The organism is Actinomadura alba (assembly GCF_014323705.1).
Lineage (GTDB): Bacteria > Actinomycetota > Actinomycetes > Streptosporangiales > Streptosporangiaceae > Actinomadura_C > Actinomadura_C alba.
The window spans coordinates 110,487-129,667 of record NZ_JABVEC010000013.1 but is presented as its reverse complement, the minus strand read 5'-3'; the positions used below and the strand labels follow the sequence as shown (position 1 = coordinate 129,667).

Sequence of the window (19,181 nt, the reverse complement as noted above, 5' to 3'; positions counted from 1 at the left end):
GGCACATCTTTTGAATTGCCATCTCAGACTCGATAAGGAAGGAATTCGCATCGCAGGACGCACGAATCAGAACAGCAGTTCAAGCTCGGCCTGGCACAGATCTCAGCTGATCACGACCCCGGCGCGGCGCCGGTGCCCGGCCGGGCCGCCGTTCGCCGGGCCGCCGCGAAGCTCGCCCAGGAGGTGAGGCCGACCAGCGCCGCGTCGTCAGCCCCTCCGCTCCGGAACGCCGCTATGACCGACTCGTCGACCTGATAGGAGGCCATGGCCGTCAGCAACGCCAGCCGGCCGGCCGGGCGGTCCGCGCCGGGCAGTGCTCTGGCCGCGTCCGCCGCCCAGGACCGGCTCAGCCCGGGAGGCTCACCCGTCCAGTCGGCCAACCGCACCAGGACGAGCTCACGGACGGCCTCCGGCACCGTACGCACGCCCACCGTCTCGAAGGCGGCGGCCGCCCGCGCGAGACTGTCGGCGATGTTCGGGCTACCGGCCGCCCACGCGAGGTCGTCGGGCAGTCGAGCGGCGGAGAGCAGTTCCAGTGACGCGCCGGGCGCGGGCCCGCGGCCGACCGATCGACGCAACAGCCGGCCGGCCAGCCGCCGCAGGCCCCCGCGGAGAACGGCCGGTGTCCCGGGCGGGAAAGGGGACTCGCCCAGGAACACGTTGACCATGCGGTTCAGGTAGTGGAAGGTGATCGCCACCCCGAGGAGCTCGGCGGCCTGTTCGGGCGGGATCGGGGCTCCCGGCGCCTTACCGTTCCGCGCCCATGCCGCGATCTCCCGTAGCCGCGGATCGCCGATTGAGCCGAGACGGTCACCGGCGACGGCGGCCGCGTCCCGGCCACCGGCCAGAGCGTGCAACGCCGCACCGTGCACGTCCACGCAGTACGGACACGAGTTGCCAAGGGAGACCGCGGACGCCACCACCTCCTTGGCCGCGCGGTCCACTCGCCCCGCGGCCACCAGCGTCTCGCGCAGCATCGACCAGCAGGCCGCGAGGGCCTCCGGCACCGCCGAGTGCAGGACCACCGGTGGCGCGAACAGGCCGAAGTCGCGCTCGAGCTGTGCGTACACCTGATCGACCAGACCCTCGGCGGCGCCTCGCGGGACCACGGAGACGTGCCGGATCTGGACCTGCGCCGCCCGGCGGGTCGCCCGGCTGAGCACTCCGCTCATCGTCGGCCGTCCAGGCGCTATTCGCGGACCAGATCGGCGACGAGCGGCGCCGCGGCACGGCGGCCGCCGGTCTCCCCGCCCGGGCCGGGCGCCCCGTAGGTCACGGGTATCCCGCGCTGCCGTGCCGTCGCCACGATGCCCGGCATGGCCCGCTCGGCGAGCGCCGCGATGGTCATCGCCGGGTTGACCGTCAGCCCTCCCGGGACGGCGGAGCCGTCGGTGACGAAGATGCCCGGGTGGCCGCGCAGCTCATGACGGTCGTCGAGCGCCGAGGTGGCCGGGTCGTCGCCGATGCGGCAAGACGCGAGAGGATGCACCGTGTACGCGCCGACCAGGTCGTTGGTCCACGGCATCACCTTGGCGAGCCCGTCGCGCTCGATGATGTCGCGAACCGCGGCGTCCGATTCCGCCCAGCCCCGCAGCGTGTTCGCTGTCGGGTGGTATCGCAGGTTGCCCCGTCCGAGCATCTGCTGCGAAATCCGGACCGCGTTGCCGGTTGCGGGCGGAAGCCCGAAGACCCCCTCGTTGTCGTCCTCGGACATGGTGAATATGGTCAGCCAGGACTGCCAGCGCCGCAGCATCTCCTTCTTGTCCACACCGAACCACGTCGGGCCGGTCGCATCCGGGGCCTGGGCGAGAATGGTGCCCAGGCCCGGCGGGAAGTACAGCTGCTCCAGCGAGAAGCGGGAGTATTCGGGCAGCGTCCCGTCGAGCCGGTCCCAGTTCGCCACGACGGGCCCGCGGCCGATCTGGTTGGCCGCGTAGGCCATCCCGCCCTCCCGCGTCAGCCCGAGCACTTCACGAGCCCGGTCCTCGTCGATGACCGCGGTGTTGAGCCGCTCGCCGTTCCCCGAGAAGTAGCGGCCCACGGCGTGGGGCATGCGGCCGAGCGCCTGTTCGGAACGTTGCAGGATCACCGGCGTGGCGCCGGCTCCTGCTGCCAGCACGACGATCTTGGCGTCGATCTCCCCGCTCCCGACGTGCACGCGGTAGTCCTCGTCGTCGATGACGTTGTAGTGGACGCGGTAGCCGCCTTCGTCGGTGAGGGACAGGTGCTGGACCTCGTGCATAGGCCGGATCTCGGCACCGTGCGCGAGGGCCGCCGGCAGGTAGTTGAACAGCAGGGAGCGCTTGGCGTCGAAACGGCAGCCGGCCATCATCCAGTTGCAGTTCGTGCAGCGGTCGTTGTCGACGGCGACCGGGACCGGGTTGGCGGTGTGCCCTGCGTGGGCGCATGCCGCCGCCCATAACCCACCCGCGTACGTGACGTCGTTCCAGTCCTGCTTGGTCACCGGCATCGCCTCGGCGACCCGGTCGTACCACGGCTCGAGCAGGTCCCGGGATATCGTCGCCGGCCACATGCGCCGCCGGATGCTTCCCCGGCGCTCGAAGACGAACCGCGGCGCGCGCGGCATCGCGGCGAAGTAGACCACGCTGCCGCCGCCGACGCAGTTCCCGCCGAGGACGCTCATCCCGTCCCCGATCACGAAGTCGAAGATCCGGGTGTAGGACGAGCCGAGCTTGAAGTCATGCTCGAAGTCCTTGCCCTCCAGCCATGGCCCGCGTTCGAGCACGACGACCCGCGCGCCGCCGGCCGCCAGGTGGTAGGCGGCGATGGCTCCGCCGAATCCGCTGCCGACCACGAGGACATCGGTACGTTCGGTACTGGTCATGCGGGACTCCCGGAGGCCGTCGTGTCGGGATGGAGATCGGCCAGTGGCCGTCCGTAGGAGAAGGCGGGGAACCGCCAGAGGCCATCGGGGTCCGGTTTCGCCAGACCCATGATCCGGATGCCGGGATGGTCCGCGGCGATCGCGTCCAGGGTGTGCATGTGCGCGGCGGTGTCGAAGGCCATGTTGCTGAACAGGGCGAGGCTGATCCACACCTCCCGTTCCGGATGTCCGGGCGCGGTGAGCGCCTGGACCAGGGCGGTGCGATCGGCGAACGAAAGGGCGACGAACGGGGGCTCCGGCGAGTCGAGCACCAGCCCTTGCAGGTCCGCGTACGACCGTGCGTGGTCGTTGAGCATCCGGACGAGGTCGTCCAGGCCTTCGCGTATCCCCGGCGCGGGTGTCTCCAGAAGCTCGACGGCGCCCGCCACTACCGCCCCCGGGTCAACAACGGCGCCCGCGACCGATCTGTCCTCGGGAGAACGCTTCACACCCGGGACGATCGTGTCGGCGAACGCCTCGAGTGTCATCGTCTTGGTCTTGTCATCTCCTGGAGATACCGATTTCACCGGCGCCACCTCCTGTCGGCTGCGCGGAGGCATGGGCCCGATTCATCCGCAGAACACGTGCCACAAGCATGAATCGTCAATGACCGGACGCGAAGATGATCTCATTCATTCCCGCAGAACCCGATAACGCGGATTCCTCAAGTCCAGTTCGCCTCCGCATGCCCTATCGTCCAAGCTCAGGACACCGGGGTGCATCTCTGAGGATGCCGTGCCACCGCGGCCGGGGTGCTGCGCCCAATGAGATTCCCAAGTATACAATTTTGGCCCCCGTACTTTGAACACTGGGCAGGGGCGCATGCAGGCACGAGCAGAACGTACAAGACGCGTCATCATGACCGCTGCGGCCGAGATGTTCGAGGCCCGCGGGTATCTCGGCACGAGCCTCCAGGACATCGTGACCGGGCGGCAGGTGAGCAAGGGGGCGCTGTACTTCCATTTCCCGTCGAAGGAAGACCTCGCGCTCGCCATCCTCACCGAACAGCACCAGCTCTGGCCCACGCTGATCAGCGAACTCCGGGAGCATCAGCCCCGCGCGATCCACCTTCTCCTGGAGGTGTTCTGGCGGGCGGCCGGCATCCTCCGCGACAACGCATTGGCCCGCGCGGGGACCCGGCTGGCGTGCGAGCACGCTCTCATCGGCGCCTCGGCGCCGCCCCTCTTCTCCGGCTGGACCGACATCGTCGAGCAACTGCTGCGCGAAGCCCGGCAGCAGGGCGACCTGCGGCCGGACGCGGACACGAGGGTCGTCGCCGAGTTCCTGGTGGCCTCCTTCACCGGGCTTCAGCGCATGAGCGCTTTGAAGGCACCCGACTCCGATCTCCATGAGCATCTGGCGGTGATGTGGCGCCACTTGTTGCCGGGTCTGGTCAAGCCCGAGCGCGTGGCCACGGTGATGACGGATTTCCCCGCACTCGACCAGCCCCCTCCGGCCGCGTCGTCCTCATGCTGACCGCCCTCTGCTCGTGATCATCGATCGAGGTCAATACTGGTCAGTGGGGTTGTCAATACTCGGTCAGTGGGATATGGCCGCAGGTAAAGCATGACTGGCCCTTGCGCCACTTACTGAGTGATCACACGGTTTCCTGGCAGCGCGGCGAACAGGGATTTGACACGGTCGGCTGCGAGTCGGCCACCCAGCGTTCACTCCTCCATTGAAATGGGGTATTGCCAAAACCCGGCCAGCCGGTATCTTTCAGATTGATCCAGACGGCGTTCGGTCAACTCCGCACTTGATCATCAAAGCCATCAGATCAAGATTGACCTCTGGGCGCCAGGACGGGAGTAAATCGTGTGTGGAGGCCATTCGCCACGAGGAAGCGACCCGGCGGAAGAGAACCTGTCGGTGCGGCCCCTCACCGCCACCAAGACCCACACGGTGTCAATCAGTGCTCTCCGTCCGGGCGATTCGCCACGGCAGACCGAGGACGAAGATCACGTCAACCTTCTCGCCGAGAGCGAGGCCTCGTTTCCGCCGATTCTTGTGCACCGTTCCTCCATGCAGATCATCGACGGTCACCACCGCTGCAAGGCCGCCATTCTCCGGGGCCATGACGAGATCGAAGTGGTGTTCTTCGACGGCAACGAGGAAGAAGCCTTCATACGGGCGGTCGAGGAGAACATCGCGCACGGGCTGTCGTTGTCGCTGGCCGACCGCAAGGCCGCGGCAACGCGCATCCTGACCTCGCGGCCGAGCCTGTCCGACCGGGCGATCGCCGCGCACACCGGCCTGGCCGCCAAGACCGTCGCGGGGCTGCGCCGGTGTTCAACCGAAGAACCACCGCGCTCGAACACGCGCCGGGGACTCGACGGCCGGAACCGACCGGTCAACGCCGTGGAGGGGAGGCGCCGTGCCGCCGAGGCCATCGCGCAGCGCCCGGACGCGCCACTGCGAGAGATCGCCAAGGCCGCCGGGGTGTCCCTGGGTACAGCGCACGACGTCCGCTGGCGTATGCGGCGCGGCGAGGACCCGGTACCCTGCCGACGGCAGGTCGCCGAGGGAGTCCAGCCCCCTGCCCCCTTCACGGGCAGGCGGCCCGCCGTCCAGACGCCGGGCACCGACCGCGGAGAGGACCGGCTCGACCTGCCCTTCCTGCTGCGCCGGCTCGTCCAGGACCCGGCCCTGCGGCAGACCGACGGGGGACGGCAGTTGCTCAGGCTGCTGCACACCCATTCGGCGACCAGTGTGGACTGGCCCGCCATCATCGACGCGGTCCCCCCGCACTGTGCGGAGACCGTCATCAAGATCACTCGCGAGTGCGCCCGGAGCTGGGAGCTGCTGGCACGGACACTCGAATATCGGACAAAGCCCCTGTCCTGACAAGGCGCCTTGACGGTCTCCCGTCCCGATGGCCTCGTCCAGATAGGCCTTCCCCACCGAATCTGTCGCGACCGTCCCATGGATCCCCCCGTCGCGCGGGAAGCCGTCCCGGGGCCCGACGGGGGATGAGGCACAGGCTCGGCGACCGGGCATCTTTCCTATTTGAGCAATTTAGGATATACCCAGCCCATGGGCGCCGGCAATAACGCATTGAAATCACACGCTGCGTCGCCATTCCATCACGGCAGGTGCATCCACGCTCAATCGGCTGCACCTGTGTTCAATGGGCGAAATCCACGTGCGGCAATCGGACGTTATTCTGGACATCACCTCCACGACGCAAGGAGGATTCGCCGCCCGCATTCAGTGCACACAATGCACCACAACGCACACTCCGCCGATTGATCAACCTCTTTACGGCCCGCACTCGGAAAGGTGTTCAACAAATGCGGATTCTGGATTGGCGTACCGAACAGAGCATCCAACGGGTCATTGAGAGCATTCACCAGAACATCGGCGAGAGCATCACCATCGACGACATGGCCAGAACCGCGATGTTCAGCAAGTTCCACTTCACCCGGCTGTTCCAGCGGGCGACCGGCATCTCCCCCGGCAGGTTCCTGTCGGCGGTGCGGATGGAAGAGGCCAAGAAACTGCTGCTGACGACCTCGCTCAGCGTCACCGAAATCACCTATCGGGTGGGTTACAACAGCGTTGGAACATTCAGCTCGCGCTTCAAGAGCAGCGTCGGCCTCTCCCCCACCGCCTACCGGGAACTCGGCGGCTTCACTCCGGTCATCCCTGACGAGCCCCGCCGGCACGGGCGGCGCACCGCGATCGTCCAGGGGAGGTTCGTGACACCGGACGCCGAGGAGACGGCGGGCCCGGTCTTCGCCGGCCTTTTCCTCGACACGATCCCGCAGGGCACCCCGGTCAAGTGCACGGTGCTGGACCGGCCGGGCCCGTTCCGGCTCGAGAACGTTCCCGAGGGCCGCTGGTACCTGCTGGCGCAGTGCGTGCGGCCCGGAGGTGAGGAGACCCCGGACGACCTGCCGCCGACCGTCGCGGTGCACGGGCCGATGGAGATCCGGCCGGGAACGATCACCAAGTCGCTGGAACTGCGGCTCAGGCCGATGCAGGTGCTCGACCCGCCCGTGCTGATGGCGCTCACGAACGCCCGCAGGACCGCACTCAGCACCGCGGCGAGCTGAGGTAGCGGAGCCGGCAAGATGAAAGCGTCCCGGACGATCGTCCGGGACGCTTTCATCGCTCGAGCGTCCGCTATCCACCGGCGGCGCGCACCATCATCGGCAGGCCGCTGCGGATCCGCAGGGACAGCATCGGCTCGGGGACGACCTCGTGACCGGGCGCCCGGGTCAGGCGCAGCTCGCGCATCACCATGGCCAGCACGAACACCGCCTCCATCGTGCCCAGGTGGCTGCCGACGCAGAACCGGGGACCGGCCCCGAACGGTATATAGGCGTACCGGGGCATGGAGGCCGCGTCGGAACGGCCGGGGTCGAAACGGCCGGGATCGAAGCGCTCCGGCCCCTCCCACAGCCCCGGATGCCGGTGCAGCGTATACGGGCAGACCATCACGTCGCTGCCGGCCGGCACGTGGTAGCCGCCGACCTGGTCGGCACCCTGCGCCACACGGGTCAGGATCCACACCGGCGGATACAACCGCATGGTCTCCTGGACGACCGCCGTCGTGTAGGTCAGGCGGCGCAGGTCATCGAACGCCGGCGTCCGGTCGCCGAGCACCCGGACGGCCTCCTCGCGCACCCGCCCGGCAGCGTCCGGGTGCTCGTCGAGCAGGTGGAACGCCCAGCCGAGTGTGCTGGTCGTCGTCTCGTGCCCCGCGAGCAGCAGGGTCACCAGTTCGTCCCGCAGCCGGCGGCGCCCCTTCCGGGCGTCCGGTTCCGCCCGGACCGAGACGATGAGCCGGGACAGCGCGTCGTCCCCGGCCACCGGGCGCGCGGCGCGCTCGGCCACGAGGCTGCCGACGACCCGTTCAAGCTCCCTGCGCGCCCGGCGGAAGCGCAGCTGGTTGGGCAGCGGCAGCCACGACGGCACCATGCCCTGCGTCACCATCTCGAACATCGCCTGGTCCTGCACGGCCTCGAAGGCGCCGCCGATCGAGCGGTGGGCGCTCAGGTCGGCGTCGAGCAGGGTGCGGCCGAGCACGCCGAGGGTGAGCCCGGTCATCTCGTGTACGACGTCGACCGGAGCGCCGCCCGCCCGCGCCCGCAGCCGGGCGACCAGCTTCGCCGCCTCATCGATGACCACGCCCGCCTGCTGAGAGATCCGCTTGTGCTGAAACGCGGGCTGAACGACCTTGCGCTGCTCGCGCCAGAGCTCGCCTTCGCTGGTCAGCAGTCCGTCCCCGAGGGCCCGCCGCGCCTGCACGAGGCCGATCCCCTTGTGGTAGTTGGCGCTGTTGTCGGCCAGCACGTGCTTGGCGTGGTCGGGATGGTTGAAGAAGTAGAGCGTCCGGGGACCGATGGCGAGCCGGACCGCGTCCCCGTATCGGGCCGCCGTGGTCATCAGCCCGAGCCGGTCCAGTGCGAGTTGCCGCAGCAGGCGCGGTGTCGCCGTCCGTGGCGGACCGGGCGGCACCAGATGTTGCGAGCCGCCGCGCCGGCTGCCGGCCAACGGCCATGTCCTGCTCATGCCCTGACCTCGCTGTGCAATGGTTCGAGTCGGCGGAAGCGCCCGCGGTAGAACAGCAGCGCCCCGTCCGCCTCGAGTGGCGGCCGCTCCGGGGACAACAGCTGACCGACGAAGATCGAATGGTCCCCGCCTTCGTAGGTGTTCCAGAGCTCGAACTCGAAGGTGGCCAGGGCGCCGTTGATCAGCGGGACACCGGTCACCGGGCCGGGCTCGCAGTCGATGCTCTCGAACTGGGCGGCGCCCAAGGGCCGGGTGAGGTCCGCGAAGTGCCGGGCCACGCCCTCCTGGTCCGCCGCGAGGACCGAGACACCGAAGAACCCGATGGCGAGCCTGCGGTGCATGATCGCCTCGTGGCCCACGCAGATCAGCGCCAGCGGCGGATCCAGCGAGACCGAGGTGAAGGAGTTCGCGGTCATCCCGTGCGGGCTGGCGCCACCGACGGTCACCACCGATACCCCGGTGGCGAACGCGCCGAACATCCGCCGCAGCGCCTTGGTCTCGGCCGCCGAACCCGATGGTGTGGAATCGCCCCTCATAACGCCCTCCCCGCCTCGCTCCGGTTCTCCGGCTTGTACGGCGCGAGCGCCCGGACCAGCGACTCGGGAACCCGGGCGGGGGCCGTGCGGGTGTTGGGCCCGCGCATGCAGGCGACCCGCTGCCTGCCCCTGGCGACCAAGGTCTCGAATCCGTCCGGATCGAGCCGTACGTAGTCGAAGCTGAACTCCAGCTGGGTCTGCGCCAGGTCGACCAGGCGCATCCTGATGGATACTTCGTCAAAGGCTGTGATCTCGGCGAAGAACTCGCAGTCGACCTTGAGCGTGAACAGCTTCAGGTCGCCTTGCAGGTCTGTGAGCACCTCCGGCGCCTGGTACTTGAGGAACATCTCCCGGCAGCGTCCCTGCCACCGCAGATAGTTGACGTAGTAGACGTTGCCGACGATGTTGGTCTCCTCGAAACCGACGACGTGCCGGTACTCGTAGTGGTTCTCCATGGGCTACGACCGTCCTTCCACGAGGACCGCGAGCACGACCGGATCGGGGACGTCACGCAGGGTGGTGACAAGGGTCGCGATCCGCAGGGTGCCGGAGGCGAAGACGCTCCAGGCGCCCCGCCGTACTGGGGTGAGGGTGAGCGGGGCGTCCGCGGGCAGGCCGGCCTTGCGGAGGCACTCGACCGCCGACCAGACAGTGGTCGCGGCGGTGCCGGGGGCCTCCGCCGTCTCCGCGGCGACCAGTTCGGCCAGGGGGGCGTGCCGGCCCAGCAGCCCGTCCCACTCCTCCCTGGACCGTTCGGCCACCGCTTCGAGGTCGCAGCCGAGCGGGGAGGGCCCGGTGGGGTCCGCCACGACGCAGAGGGTCGCCCCGGCGCCGTGCGAGGACGAGACCGCCCGTCCGCCCGCGAGCTCCGGCCGCCCGTCCGGCCGGTATCTGAGGGCGGCCGGGTGGCCGAGCGCCCGGCCGGCGGCCAGTGCGGTCCGGGTCCGGCGGCCGTCGCCCATTCCTGGGGGAGCGTCCGGCTCCAAGGCCACCGCGACATGGACGCCGAGGAGGTCCTCCAGCTCCCGCTCGAGGTACGACCCCAGCAGCGGCGTCGTCCAGGGCCCACGGCCGTCGCCCTTGCGGACGGCCTGGAGACGCAGGCCCTCCCAGCGCTCCACGACCGTGCCGGTGCCGTCGCGCACCGCGATGTCGTAGATGTACGTGTCGCCGTCGCGTTCCCGTTCGGTGGCGCAGTAGCGCAGTTCTCCGGTGACGTCCGGGCCCGCGGGGTGCACCCGATCGATCCCGGACGGGAGCAGGGTGGCGTCGGGGACGCAGACCTGGTTGCCGTGCATGAGCGCGTCCCGCATGCCGGGATCGGCGAGCAGCATCTCGCCCGGCAGGTACCCGGCGAACCAGCCCCCGGCGCCCACCGCGGCCACTTCGGCGTCGACGTGCCGGGCTGCGGCCCGGTGGTAGCGGCGCAGCCGCTGGAACCGAGTGCCCTGGAACAGCACGCTCCCGTACAACTCGGCGGCCGGGTCCAGAGGCACCGGGGGCAGGTCGTCGCCGACCTGCTCCGGCGGCCCGGTGGGCACCTCGGCATCGGAGTACACCGCCCGGGCCGTGAAGTGATCCGCGGCGAAGGCGGTCTCCGAGCTGCGGATCGCCATCTCCACCGTGTCGTCGTCGGTGACGGTCGCGGCGATCCGGATCGACGTGCTCCCCTCGGGGGGGACGACGATGGGCCGCTGGAACTCCGCCCGCTCGATCACCGACGGGCCCTCCCTGCCGGTGACCGCGGCGGCCGCCTGGGTCATGGCCTCCATCCCGATCACCGCCGGGAACAACAGGTTCCCGTCGAGCAGGTGGTCGGCGAGGTAGGGGTCGGAGCCGACGTTCAGCTCGACCTCGGTGACCAATTCGACGCCGTGGTAGTGGACCAGCGGCCGGTCCACGAAGCGCAGCAGCGGCAGCGCCGGGCGGTCGTGACGGACGGTGTCGATGCTCCCGGTGCGGCCGCTGATCACCACGACGGCGGGTACGTCCGGATCGGCGACGAGCCGCCGCATGATCTGCACACCCTGGTCCGGGGTGATCGCGGTGATGCCTTCGCGGGCCAGGCCCTCGACGACCGCCAGGCGCTCTCCCATTCCGACCCCCGACCACACCGACCACTCCATGCAGATCGCACGGCACCCGGGGTGCCGGTCCGCGACCTCACGGGTGAGGTCGGCCAGCCAGTCGTTGGCGGTGGCGTAGTGCGCCTCGCCGCGCAGCCCGGCCCGGCCGATGATGCTGCCGAACGTCACCAGCAGCTTCAGCCCACCGGGCTCGACGGCGTCGAGCACCGCCCGCAGTCCGTCGATCTTGGGGCCGAAGGTGCGCCGGAACGCCTCCATGTCCAGCCCGGTCAGCCCGGCCGGCTCATTGCGGCCGGCGCCGTGCAGCACCGCCCTGACGGGCCCGAGGGCCTCGGTCAGCTCGGCGACCGCGGCGGCGACCGCGGCGGGGTCGGTGACGTCGGCTCGCGTGTACCGGACGGTCACCCCGCTGTCGGCCATCCGCCGCAGATTGGCCGCCAGCTCCCGGTCCTCGGCCGGGTCCGAGCGCCCCAGCACGGCGAGCCGGGCTCCGGTGTCGGCGGCGACGGCCAGCGCGCACTCTGCCGTGATCCCCTTGCCGCCTCCGGTGACGAGCAGCACGTCTGTGGCATCCAGCGGCGGACTGGTGCGCACCGGACGCACCGGCATCGCACGCAGGGTCGGTATCCGCCGGACGCCCTCGGCGTCATAGTGCGCCTCGGTGAAGTCGGCCGTCGCGGCCACCTCGGCCACCACCCGGTCCACCGCCTCGGCGGTCAACGGAGTGTGCACGATGGTGATGCGCAGGTGGGGTGCCTCGAGCCTGAGCGTCTTCGCCAGACCGGCCGCGCCGCGGCCATGCTGGACCAGGACGAACCGACTGCCCGGCTCACCGCCGAGCGCCCGCTGTGCGCCCTCGAGCGCCGGTTTCAACTGCTCCTGGGCACAGTCCGGGGGCAGGCAGACCAGGACCCCTGGCCCGGTGTTCGCGCGTTCCAGCGCCCGTCGCAGTGGCTCGGCCAGCGGATGACCGTCCGTGGCGTACACCGTCCACGGTCCACCGCCCTGCGGTGCGAGGCGCGCGGAGGGCCGCGGCTCCTCGTCGAGGTCGAGGGTGAAGGGCCGGGCCCATGCGGCCGCCCCGGCGACCACGGATGCGGAGTCGAGGTCGCCCGAACGGGCGGTCTCGGCCAGAGCGTCGAGGGTCCCGGCCAGCTCGCGCAGCGTTGCGGTGGCGAAGTTCGTCGGCGCCTGGGTCACCGGTAGCCGCCGCAACTGGGCCGCCTGGTTCATGACCTGCCCCACCGTGATCGAGCTCATGTGCAGGTCGTCCAGCGGACGGCTGTCGTCGGTCACCGTTTCGGGCGGAAGCTCGACGCGGTCGGCCATCAGGCGGCGCAGCAGCTCGATGCTGGGCTCCTCCGGATCGGTCTCCGGCACCGCCCCGGGGGTGTCCGCGCCCGGGGCCGGCTCGGCCCGCCGCGCGCCACCTGCGATCCGCAGGGGTGGCGCGGTCTCACAGGGGTTGGCGAAGAACGAGAACTCGGCGCCGATCTCCAGCGGCCGGATGAGCCGGCCGTGGAAGAGCGCCTCGTGCCGGACCGGGGCTCCCGCGACGTACGCCGCGCCCGCCACCCCGAGCAGGCCGCCCAGCGACTCGTCGTCGGTGTCCAGGCCGACGGCGGGCCCGGCCGCGATGGCCGGGACCAGGTTGCTGAGCACGTGGCCCGGCCCGACCTCGATGAACAGGTCGATGTCCTTGGCCGCCAGCTCCACCGCCTGGGCGAACAGCACCGGATCGGTGATCTGCAGGCGGAGCAGTGCCACCAGGTCGGTGTCCGGCGCCAACAACTCACCGGTCACCGTGGAGATGATCCGCCGCCCGACGGCGCCGAACCGCTCCTCTGCCAGCCGGGCGCCGAATGCGTCGGCCGCGGGCGCCACCAGCGGCGAGTGAAAGGCGTGCGAGACCGCCAGCCGGACCGAGCTCACGCCGTTGGCCTCGGCATCGCGGCTCACCGCCTCGATCGCGTCCACCGGACCGGCGAGGACGGTCTGGCCCGGACCGTTGTAACCGGCGATCACCACTGGCCGGCCGGCCACCAGCAGCTCCGACGCGGACGCCGAGGCGTTGACGCTGGCCATGGTCCCCGAAGCGCTGTGCTCCGCCATGGTGCGGCCGCGTTCGCCCGCCACCCGCAGCAGGGTCTCCTCGTCCATCGCACCCGCCCAGTGGAGCGCCGAGAGTTCCCCGAGGCTGTGGCCGACCGCGACCTCCGCGTCCACTCCCAGCAGGGACATGGCGCGCAGGCCGGCCATCGATCCGGTGACGATGCGCGGCTGGGCCACCGACGTCGCCACCATGTCGCCGCCGGTGGGGAGCGCCGCCTTGAGGTACACCTCCTCGACCTCGGCGAAACGGCGGCGCAGCGCGCCTCCGCTGGTACCAGTGCCCGAGCCCTGCCCCGGGAACAGGAAGCCGATCCGGCCCGGTCCGCTCACGCGGCCGAGGAAGACGCGGCCTCCCGTGGCGAACAGGCTGGTCTCCCCCGCTTCCAGGGACTGCAGCACCTGCCGCAGCCGCCGCTCGGCGTCCTCGGGCGAGGACACCACGGCGGCCGCGCGGTACGGCCGGTCGCGCAGCTCACACTGGAGCGTGGCGGCCAGGTCGGCGAGTTGCGCGTACGCCAGGCGGGGAACGAAGTCGATCAGCTGGGTCAGGCGCTCGCGCAGGACCTCCGGCGAGTCGCCGTCGACCAGCAGCAGCTCCATGTCCTGGACCGAGGACGCCAGCGCCTTGGTGCGGGCGTCGAGCGGGATTCGCCGGCGGGCCGCGGCTCCCTCCAGCACGACGTGCGTGTTGATGCCACCGAAGCCCATGGCGGTGACCCCGGCACGCAGCGGCGCGCCGGACGGCCACGGCTCGGCCTTGCGCAGGACCCGCAGTGCAGCCGGCTCCTCGGCAAGCAGCGGGTGCGGGTCGACGCAGCCGGTGGTCGGCGGGAGCACCTGATCGTGCACCGCCATCACGGCCTTGATGAGACCGGCCACGCCGGCCGCGGCCTTGGTATGCCCGATCATCCCCTTGATCGAGCCGATCGCGGCCGGCGCGGCCTCCGGGGAGGCCTCGCGGCGGGCCAGTGACAGCGCCCGCAGCTCGGTGGCGTCACCGACCTCGGTCCCGGTGCCATGGCCCTCGAACATCGGCACCGTGTCGATGCCGAACCCGGCCCGCTCGTAGGCCCGCCGCAGCGCCAGCCGGTAGCCGCTGACCTCGGGCCGCGTGATGCCGCCCTGACCGTCGGAGGAGATGCCCCACCCGGCGACGGTCGCGTAGATCCGGCGGCCCTGGGTGAGGGCGTCCTCCTCCCGCATCAGCACGACGATCCCGCAGCCCTCGCCCGGCCAGAAGCCGTTGGACCGGCGGTCGTAGAGCCGCATCTCGCCGGTGGCCAGGGCACCGGTCTTGGCGAAGCCCACGATCTCGAACGGGTCGATCGACAGGTCGACGCCGCCCGCGACGGCGAGGTCGAGGTCGCCGTCCAGCAGCGACCGGCAGGCCGTCGCCACCGACAGGAGCGAGGAGGAGCAGGCCCCGTCGACGGTGTAGCCGCCGCCCTTGAGGTCGAAGTGGTTGCAGATGCGCCCGGCGATGGTGTTGGAGAGCCCGCCGGCGAGAGTGTCCTCGTCGATGGCCGGGAACGGCTCCTTGTAGGCGCCCTCGAGGTCGTCGAGGAAAGCGCCCAGCCGGTCGTCGTCCCAGTCGTCCCGCTCCTTGAGCGCCGCGGCGACGACGCGGCGCACGTACGGCCAGCGCAGCCGCATCACGTTGGCGCGGGTGAACTCACCGGTCAGGGTGTTGCCGACGACCACGCCGGTGCGCTCGCGGGGCAGTCCCTCGCCGTCCGGGAAGCCCGCGTCGGCGAGCGCCCGGCCGGCCACGTCGAGCGCGAGCCAGTGCGTGAGGTCCGTGGACCGGTAGGTGCTGCCGGCGATGCGATGGGCGACGCGGTCGAACTCGTACCCCTCGATGACGGCGGCGTTCCGCGCGTAGAACCGGTCCGGGGCGGCCGGATCGGCGTCCCAGTAGTCCTCGAGTCGCATCCGCTCGCCGGGCAGCCGCCGGAAGGCGCGGCGTCCCGCGAGGACGTTCTCCCAGAGTTCTCGCGGCGACGTGGCATCCGGGTAACGGCATGCCATGCCGACTATGGCGAGCCTGGCACTGGTCATGCGGGCACGACCTTCTTTTCTGTGTCGGATTTCTCGATGTCGGGTCGCCCGGGACCGGGCTTTCCGTTGGCGGAGGCGTCACGGGTCGCGGTGCCGTCGAGTGCCGCCCGCCGTTCGCGGGCCTGGTTGGAGATGTGCAGCGACCAAAGGAACACGCCACGGATGAGGCAGACGGTCGCGGTGGCGAAGAAGAGCCCGTAGGCGATGCCCGCCCCGGTGAAGAACCCGTAGATGACCGCGATGCCGCCGCCGAAGGCGAACTGCGAGGCCGGCGCGGACGGGCTGGTGCCCGGGTCGGTCACCATGTAGTTCGTGTAGAGCACGAACGCGACGCCGGTCATCATGATCAATGCGGCCGGGATCGAGGTGTCCAGCAGGACGCCGCGGACGATCGCCTGCACGACGTAGATGCTGAGCCAGCCCATGATCAACCACATCCGGCCGGTCAGCTTGGCGTTGAGCATGGTGCCCGCGGCAAGGATGATCGCCGGGACCAGCCAGTCGACCGGGGAGCTGAACCGCTCGGTGAAGTGGTACGGCGGCGCGATGCTGGCCCACGGGAAGACCAGCAGGATGATGGTGATGCCGAAGTTGGAGGGGTTCATGTAGTGCCGCATCCGGCCGCGCACCGGGGCGCGCAGCACCCACTTGGCACCGACAGCGACCATGACCCCGAAGATCATCACCCAGACCTGGTCGTTGACGTAGATCAGCATGTTCATGGCGAGGGCGGTGATGTGCGCGGGGTACAGGAACTCGAGGACGCCCCGCCAGCCGTTGCCGATGAAGCGCGGCGTGCGCCCCTCGACCCGCGCCCCGATGGCCTCCAGCAACGTTTCGAACGAGTAGGCGGTGGCCATGGCGATGAAGGGCCACACCCACGGTTGCTCGAAACCGAGGATCGTGTAGCCGAGGATGTTGAACACCGACATCGACATGGCGAAGTTGCGCAGGGCTATGACGACCTTGGGGTCGTGGCGCGGGGGGCTGGGCTTGTTCGTGGACATGTCCGGTCACTTCTCCTTGGCCTGGGAGCCGAGCCGCAGCGAATGCCAGCCCGGGTCGAGCTGAAGGTCCTGTTCGCGCACCTGGCCGGAGCGGTCGCGCCAACGCAGGTGAACCTGGACGGGACCGCTGACGCCCTGCCCCAGCCCGACGTGCACCTCGTGACTGCGCTTGCCGGAGTGGCCGCTGCCGCCGTCGACGCGGGCGAGGTGCTTGCGGCCGTCGGGCGTCGTCACGGTCACCTGGGCGCCGACCACCGGCGACCCCGGCGCGGGCAGTGCACCGGTGGCGCCGCGGACGGGCGCGACGTCGTGGGTGAGTCGCAGCCCCAGGAAGTCACCGGGTGTCGGGCTGGTGTTCTGATAGAAGGCGGGCTCGTCCCACTGCCGTGCGACGGCCATGTCGAGCCGCCCGTCACCGTCGGCGTCGCCGATGGCCACGCCCCGGGTGGGCACCGGTATCGCAAGACCGAGCTGGCCTGCCACGTTCTGGTACTTGCCGTCCTCGTCCTTGGCGAAGAAGTGCAGCCGCTGGCTTCCGGCGATGTCGTCGCCGGCCGTCACGTGCGGCCACCAGTCCGGGTTCTCCACCACCAGGTCGTTGGAGGCGGCCAGCTCCTGCAGCTGTGGCCACCGGTTGACCTCGCCCTTGACGAAGCCGTTGGTCTGCACGATCGCGGGGTCGCCGCCGTTGTCGAAGTCCGCCATCTTGACGTCCCAGCACCAGCCGGACCAAGCCGTCCCGAGCTCGGTGCTGCGGTCCGTCCAGGGCCCCTCGCCGTCGCGCAGCCGGGCGCGCAGATCGGCATTGTCCTTCGCGGTGTTGATGAACTGGAGGTTGCTCTCCTGGATGCCGAACGTCGTGGTGATATTGCTGACGAACATGTCGTAGAGACCGTCGTGGTCGAAGTCGGCGAAGTCGATGCCCATGCCCTTGAAGGAGTCGTCGCCGATCCGCTTGGACTTGGGCAGGCCGGCGGAGCGCGTGCCGTGTACGGTCCCGAACTCGATCTTCCCCGGGCGGGACAGGTTGTAGAGCAGCGCGTCCTTTCCGTGGTCCTGAGCGATGTAGAGCTCCGGCAGCTGGTCGCCGTCCAGATCGTTGGCGGCGGCGGCGAGCACCCAGCCCTTGGAGACCTTCCTCGGCAGCGCGTTGTCGATCTTCTGGTAGCTGACCCGGGGCGACGCTCCCGTGCCGGCTCCGGTCCAGCGGAAGAAGTAGTCCTCGCCGCCGTTCGTGGCGTTGGACAGCGAGCGGTTCATCGCGACGCCGCCGCTCTTCCTGTCGTCCAGCACCGGGCCGTGCGGGAAGTAGTTGCCGAGGTAGATGTCGTCGTGGCCGTCGCCGTCGAAGTCGTCGATCGCCACGGCGTTGGAGTTCCATTCCGGCCCGGTGTAGGTCTTACCGCCGCCGTTCGGGACGAGCTCGGTGGGCACGTAGGCGTCGGCGGAGAGCTCCTTTGCGTCGGGTCGTGCCAGGTGAACGATCGGGGTGCGGCCCCACAGGTAGACCAGCAGGTCCATCCGGCCGTCCTCGTTGAAGTCGCCGGGGGCGCAGCCCATGGGCGCGATGGCCTCGTTCATCGGCAGCGAGCCGTTGCTCAGCGCGAACGGCGCATACCGCTGGGAGCGGGCGCCCGGGGCCGGGGACACCACGACCTGGTCGATGCGCGGGTCGGTGACGCACAGATCGTTGGACAGACCGTCGCCGTCGAGGTCGTTCATCGCGATGCCGGCGCCGACGGAGGAGATCCAGGCGTCGATCTGCTTGTAGTCCTTGTTGACGCGCCGGATCGTCTGCTGCCGGTATCCGCCAGGGAGCGCGATGTTCATCGGGGTGAACCGGTATGTGCGCGCCACATCCGACCTCTCGGACGCGGGCGCGTCCGGCAGGCGGACCACGAAGAACATGCTCACCACCAGCACGAGGGCCACGGCACCCGGCAGCTGTCTGCGTAGCCGGCCAAAGTTTGCGGTCACGAACTAGCACCTCCCAAGTGATACGAACTCGTCGGCGATGCGCCGCCGCCATTGCTCAAAGGGGAGCTGCGTCCCCTGACTCTCTCCGGTGGCCTTCTCGCCACGGCCCGGCATTGCGTCGATGCAGATCTGTGCCGCCCGGTCGGGGGACATGTCACAGAAGACCTGGGTCGCCACCTCGGTGTGGGGCACCTCCAGGCCGGACCGTCGCCGGGCCTCGGCCGCGAAGGCGCACCCCTGTGCGACCTGGGGACGGTGCCTCCCTGCGCGCTTCCAGAACCCCCGCAGCTCGTCCTCGTCGGCGCCGCCCGCATAGGTCGCGGCCAGTCCCGCGCCGGAGTAGAGATCGGGCCGCCGGACCGCGGGGAAGCCTTCGATCACCGTGGCCACCACATCCGGGTCGGTGCCGCCGACGAACCACAGGGCCCGCCCTATGCCCTGGTCGAGTGCACGGCCGGCGTACCCGTACGGATCATCGGCCGGCCAGGGGAACAGTGGTTCCCGATAGTGCTTCCGGACGTACCGATCCGTCCGGAAGTACGCCTGGTGAAAGCCGTAGCCGTCGAGCACGAACCACTGCAGGAGCGGGTCGAGCCGGAGCTTGGGCCAGCGGAACCTCGGCAGCCGGGCCATCGCCCAGCCGACTCCGATGTAGGCCATATAGACGTGGTCGTCGCCCGGGCCCGTCAGGAATCCGCGCAACCGGCGGCTTCGTGCGAAGGTCAGCGCGTCGACCATGGTGAACCCCATCGCCGCGCCCTCATAGGCGAACCCGCGGAACCGTATCGGGACCCTTTCCAGAAGCGCGGGCAGCGCGTCGGCCGAACCCGCCTCGACGGCGTGACCGAAACCCGTGAGAAAGTTCCGGCCGATCGTCTCGAGCATTTCTCGGGCGGCATCATTCTTCACATGGAAACCACGTTTTACCAGACTCGTCTCCGAGTCGTCCGGGGTGAGCACACGACGACCCAATTTTCGCAAAATGGCGGGCAACGCATTCTCC

Annotated in this window: 13 protein-coding genes; 3 read left to right on the top strand and 10 right to left on the bottom strand. The window is 70.0% G+C overall.

The genetic code is table 11. The features are described from left to right. Positions 1-110 precede the first annotated feature (110 nt). The 3 genes from HKK74_RS18785 to HKK74_RS18775 are packed head-to-tail and all read right to left on the bottom strand — an operon-like array spanning position 111 to position 3,411. Positions 111-1,172: a carboxymuconolactone decarboxylase family protein gene (locus HKK74_RS18785; protein ID WP_187244537.1), complete on the bottom strand. Its 1,062-nt coding sequence runs from the start codon at positions 1,170-1,172 to the stop codon at positions 111-113. A gap of 17 nt (positions 1,173-1,189) precedes the next feature. Continuing rightward, on the bottom strand, positions 1,190-2,845 hold the full coding sequence (locus HKK74_RS18780; RefSeq protein ID WP_187244536.1) for a GMC family oxidoreductase N-terminal domain-containing protein: 1,656 nt from the start codon (positions 2,843-2,845) through the stop codon (positions 1,190-1,192). Then, positions 2,842-3,411 carry a DUF5987 family protein gene (locus HKK74_RS18775; RefSeq protein ID WP_312881602.1) on the bottom strand — a complete coding sequence of 190 codons (570 nt, stop codon included), beginning with the start codon at positions 3,409-3,411 and terminating at the stop codon, positions 2,842-2,844. The genes HKK74_RS18780 and HKK74_RS18775 overlap by 4 nt, the downstream gene beginning before the upstream one ends. A 295-nt stretch (positions 3,412-3,706) precedes the next feature. Between HKK74_RS18775 and HKK74_RS40905 the strand changes: the two genes are divergently transcribed. The 3 genes from HKK74_RS40905 (at position 3,707) to HKK74_RS18760 (ending at position 6,939) form a co-directional block, all read left to right on the top strand. Next, entirely contained in the window at positions 3,707-4,360 is a 654-nt protein-coding gene (locus HKK74_RS40905) for a ScbR family autoregulator-binding transcription factor (RefSeq protein WP_187244535.1), read from the top strand. Between the two features lie 339 nt (positions 4,361-4,699). After that, positions 4,700-5,728: a ParB/RepB/Spo0J family partition protein gene (locus HKK74_RS18765; protein WP_312881601.1), complete on the top strand. Its 1,029-nt coding sequence runs from the start codon at positions 4,700-4,702 to the stop codon at positions 5,726-5,728. A gap of 446 nt (positions 5,729-6,174) precedes the next feature. Next, the gene (locus tag HKK74_RS18760) at positions 6,175-6,939 is read left to right on the top strand and encodes a helix-turn-helix domain-containing protein (protein WP_187244534.1); all 765 of its coding nucleotides are present in this window, start codon (positions 6,175-6,177) and stop codon (positions 6,937-6,939) included. Positions 6,940-7,009: 70 nt separating this feature from the next. Here the strand turns inward: HKK74_RS18760 and HKK74_RS18755 are convergent, their stop codons facing one another. The 7 genes from HKK74_RS18755 to HKK74_RS18725 are packed head-to-tail and all read right to left on the bottom strand — an operon-like array spanning position 7,010 to position 19,150. Continuing rightward, positions 7,010-8,401 carry a cytochrome P450 gene (locus HKK74_RS18755; RefSeq protein ID WP_187244533.1) on the bottom strand — a complete coding sequence of 464 codons (1,392 nt, stop codon included), beginning with the start codon at positions 8,399-8,401 and terminating at the stop codon, positions 7,010-7,012. Further along, positions 8,398-8,937 carry a flavin reductase family protein gene (locus tag HKK74_RS18750; protein WP_187244532.1) on the bottom strand — a complete coding sequence of 180 codons (540 nt, stop codon included), beginning with the start codon at positions 8,935-8,937 and terminating at the stop codon, positions 8,398-8,400. Before HKK74_RS18750 ends, HKK74_RS18755 begins: the two co-directional genes overlap by 4 nt. Beyond that, positions 8,934-9,392, bottom strand: a complete 459-nt coding sequence (locus HKK74_RS18745; protein WP_187244531.1) for an acyl-CoA thioesterase — start codon at positions 9,390-9,392, stop codon at positions 8,934-8,936. Before HKK74_RS18745 ends, HKK74_RS18750 begins: the two co-directional genes overlap by 4 nt. A 3-nt stretch (positions 9,393-9,395) precedes the next feature. Then, positions 9,396-15,194, bottom strand: coding sequence for a type I polyketide synthase (locus HKK74_RS18740; protein ID WP_187244530.1), 5,799 nt, complete (start codon positions 15,192-15,194; stop codon positions 9,396-9,398). Then, entirely contained in the window at positions 15,191-16,201 is a 1,011-nt protein-coding gene (locus HKK74_RS18735) for an enediyne biosynthesis protein (RefSeq protein ID WP_246491726.1), read from the bottom strand. The genes HKK74_RS18740 and HKK74_RS18735 overlap by 4 nt, the downstream gene beginning before the upstream one ends. Before the next feature lie 6 nt (positions 16,202-16,207). Then, a complete protein-coding gene (locus HKK74_RS18730) occupies positions 16,208-18,178 on the bottom strand; it encodes a CRTAC1 family protein (protein WP_187244529.1) in 1,971 nt (656 codons plus the stop codon). Between the two features lie 3 nt (positions 18,179-18,181). Beyond that, positions 18,182-19,150 carry a DUF1702 family protein gene (locus HKK74_RS18725; RefSeq protein WP_246491725.1) on the bottom strand — a complete coding sequence of 323 codons (969 nt, stop codon included), beginning with the start codon at positions 19,148-19,150 and terminating at the stop codon, positions 18,182-18,184. Positions 19,151-19,181 lie beyond the last annotated feature (31 nt).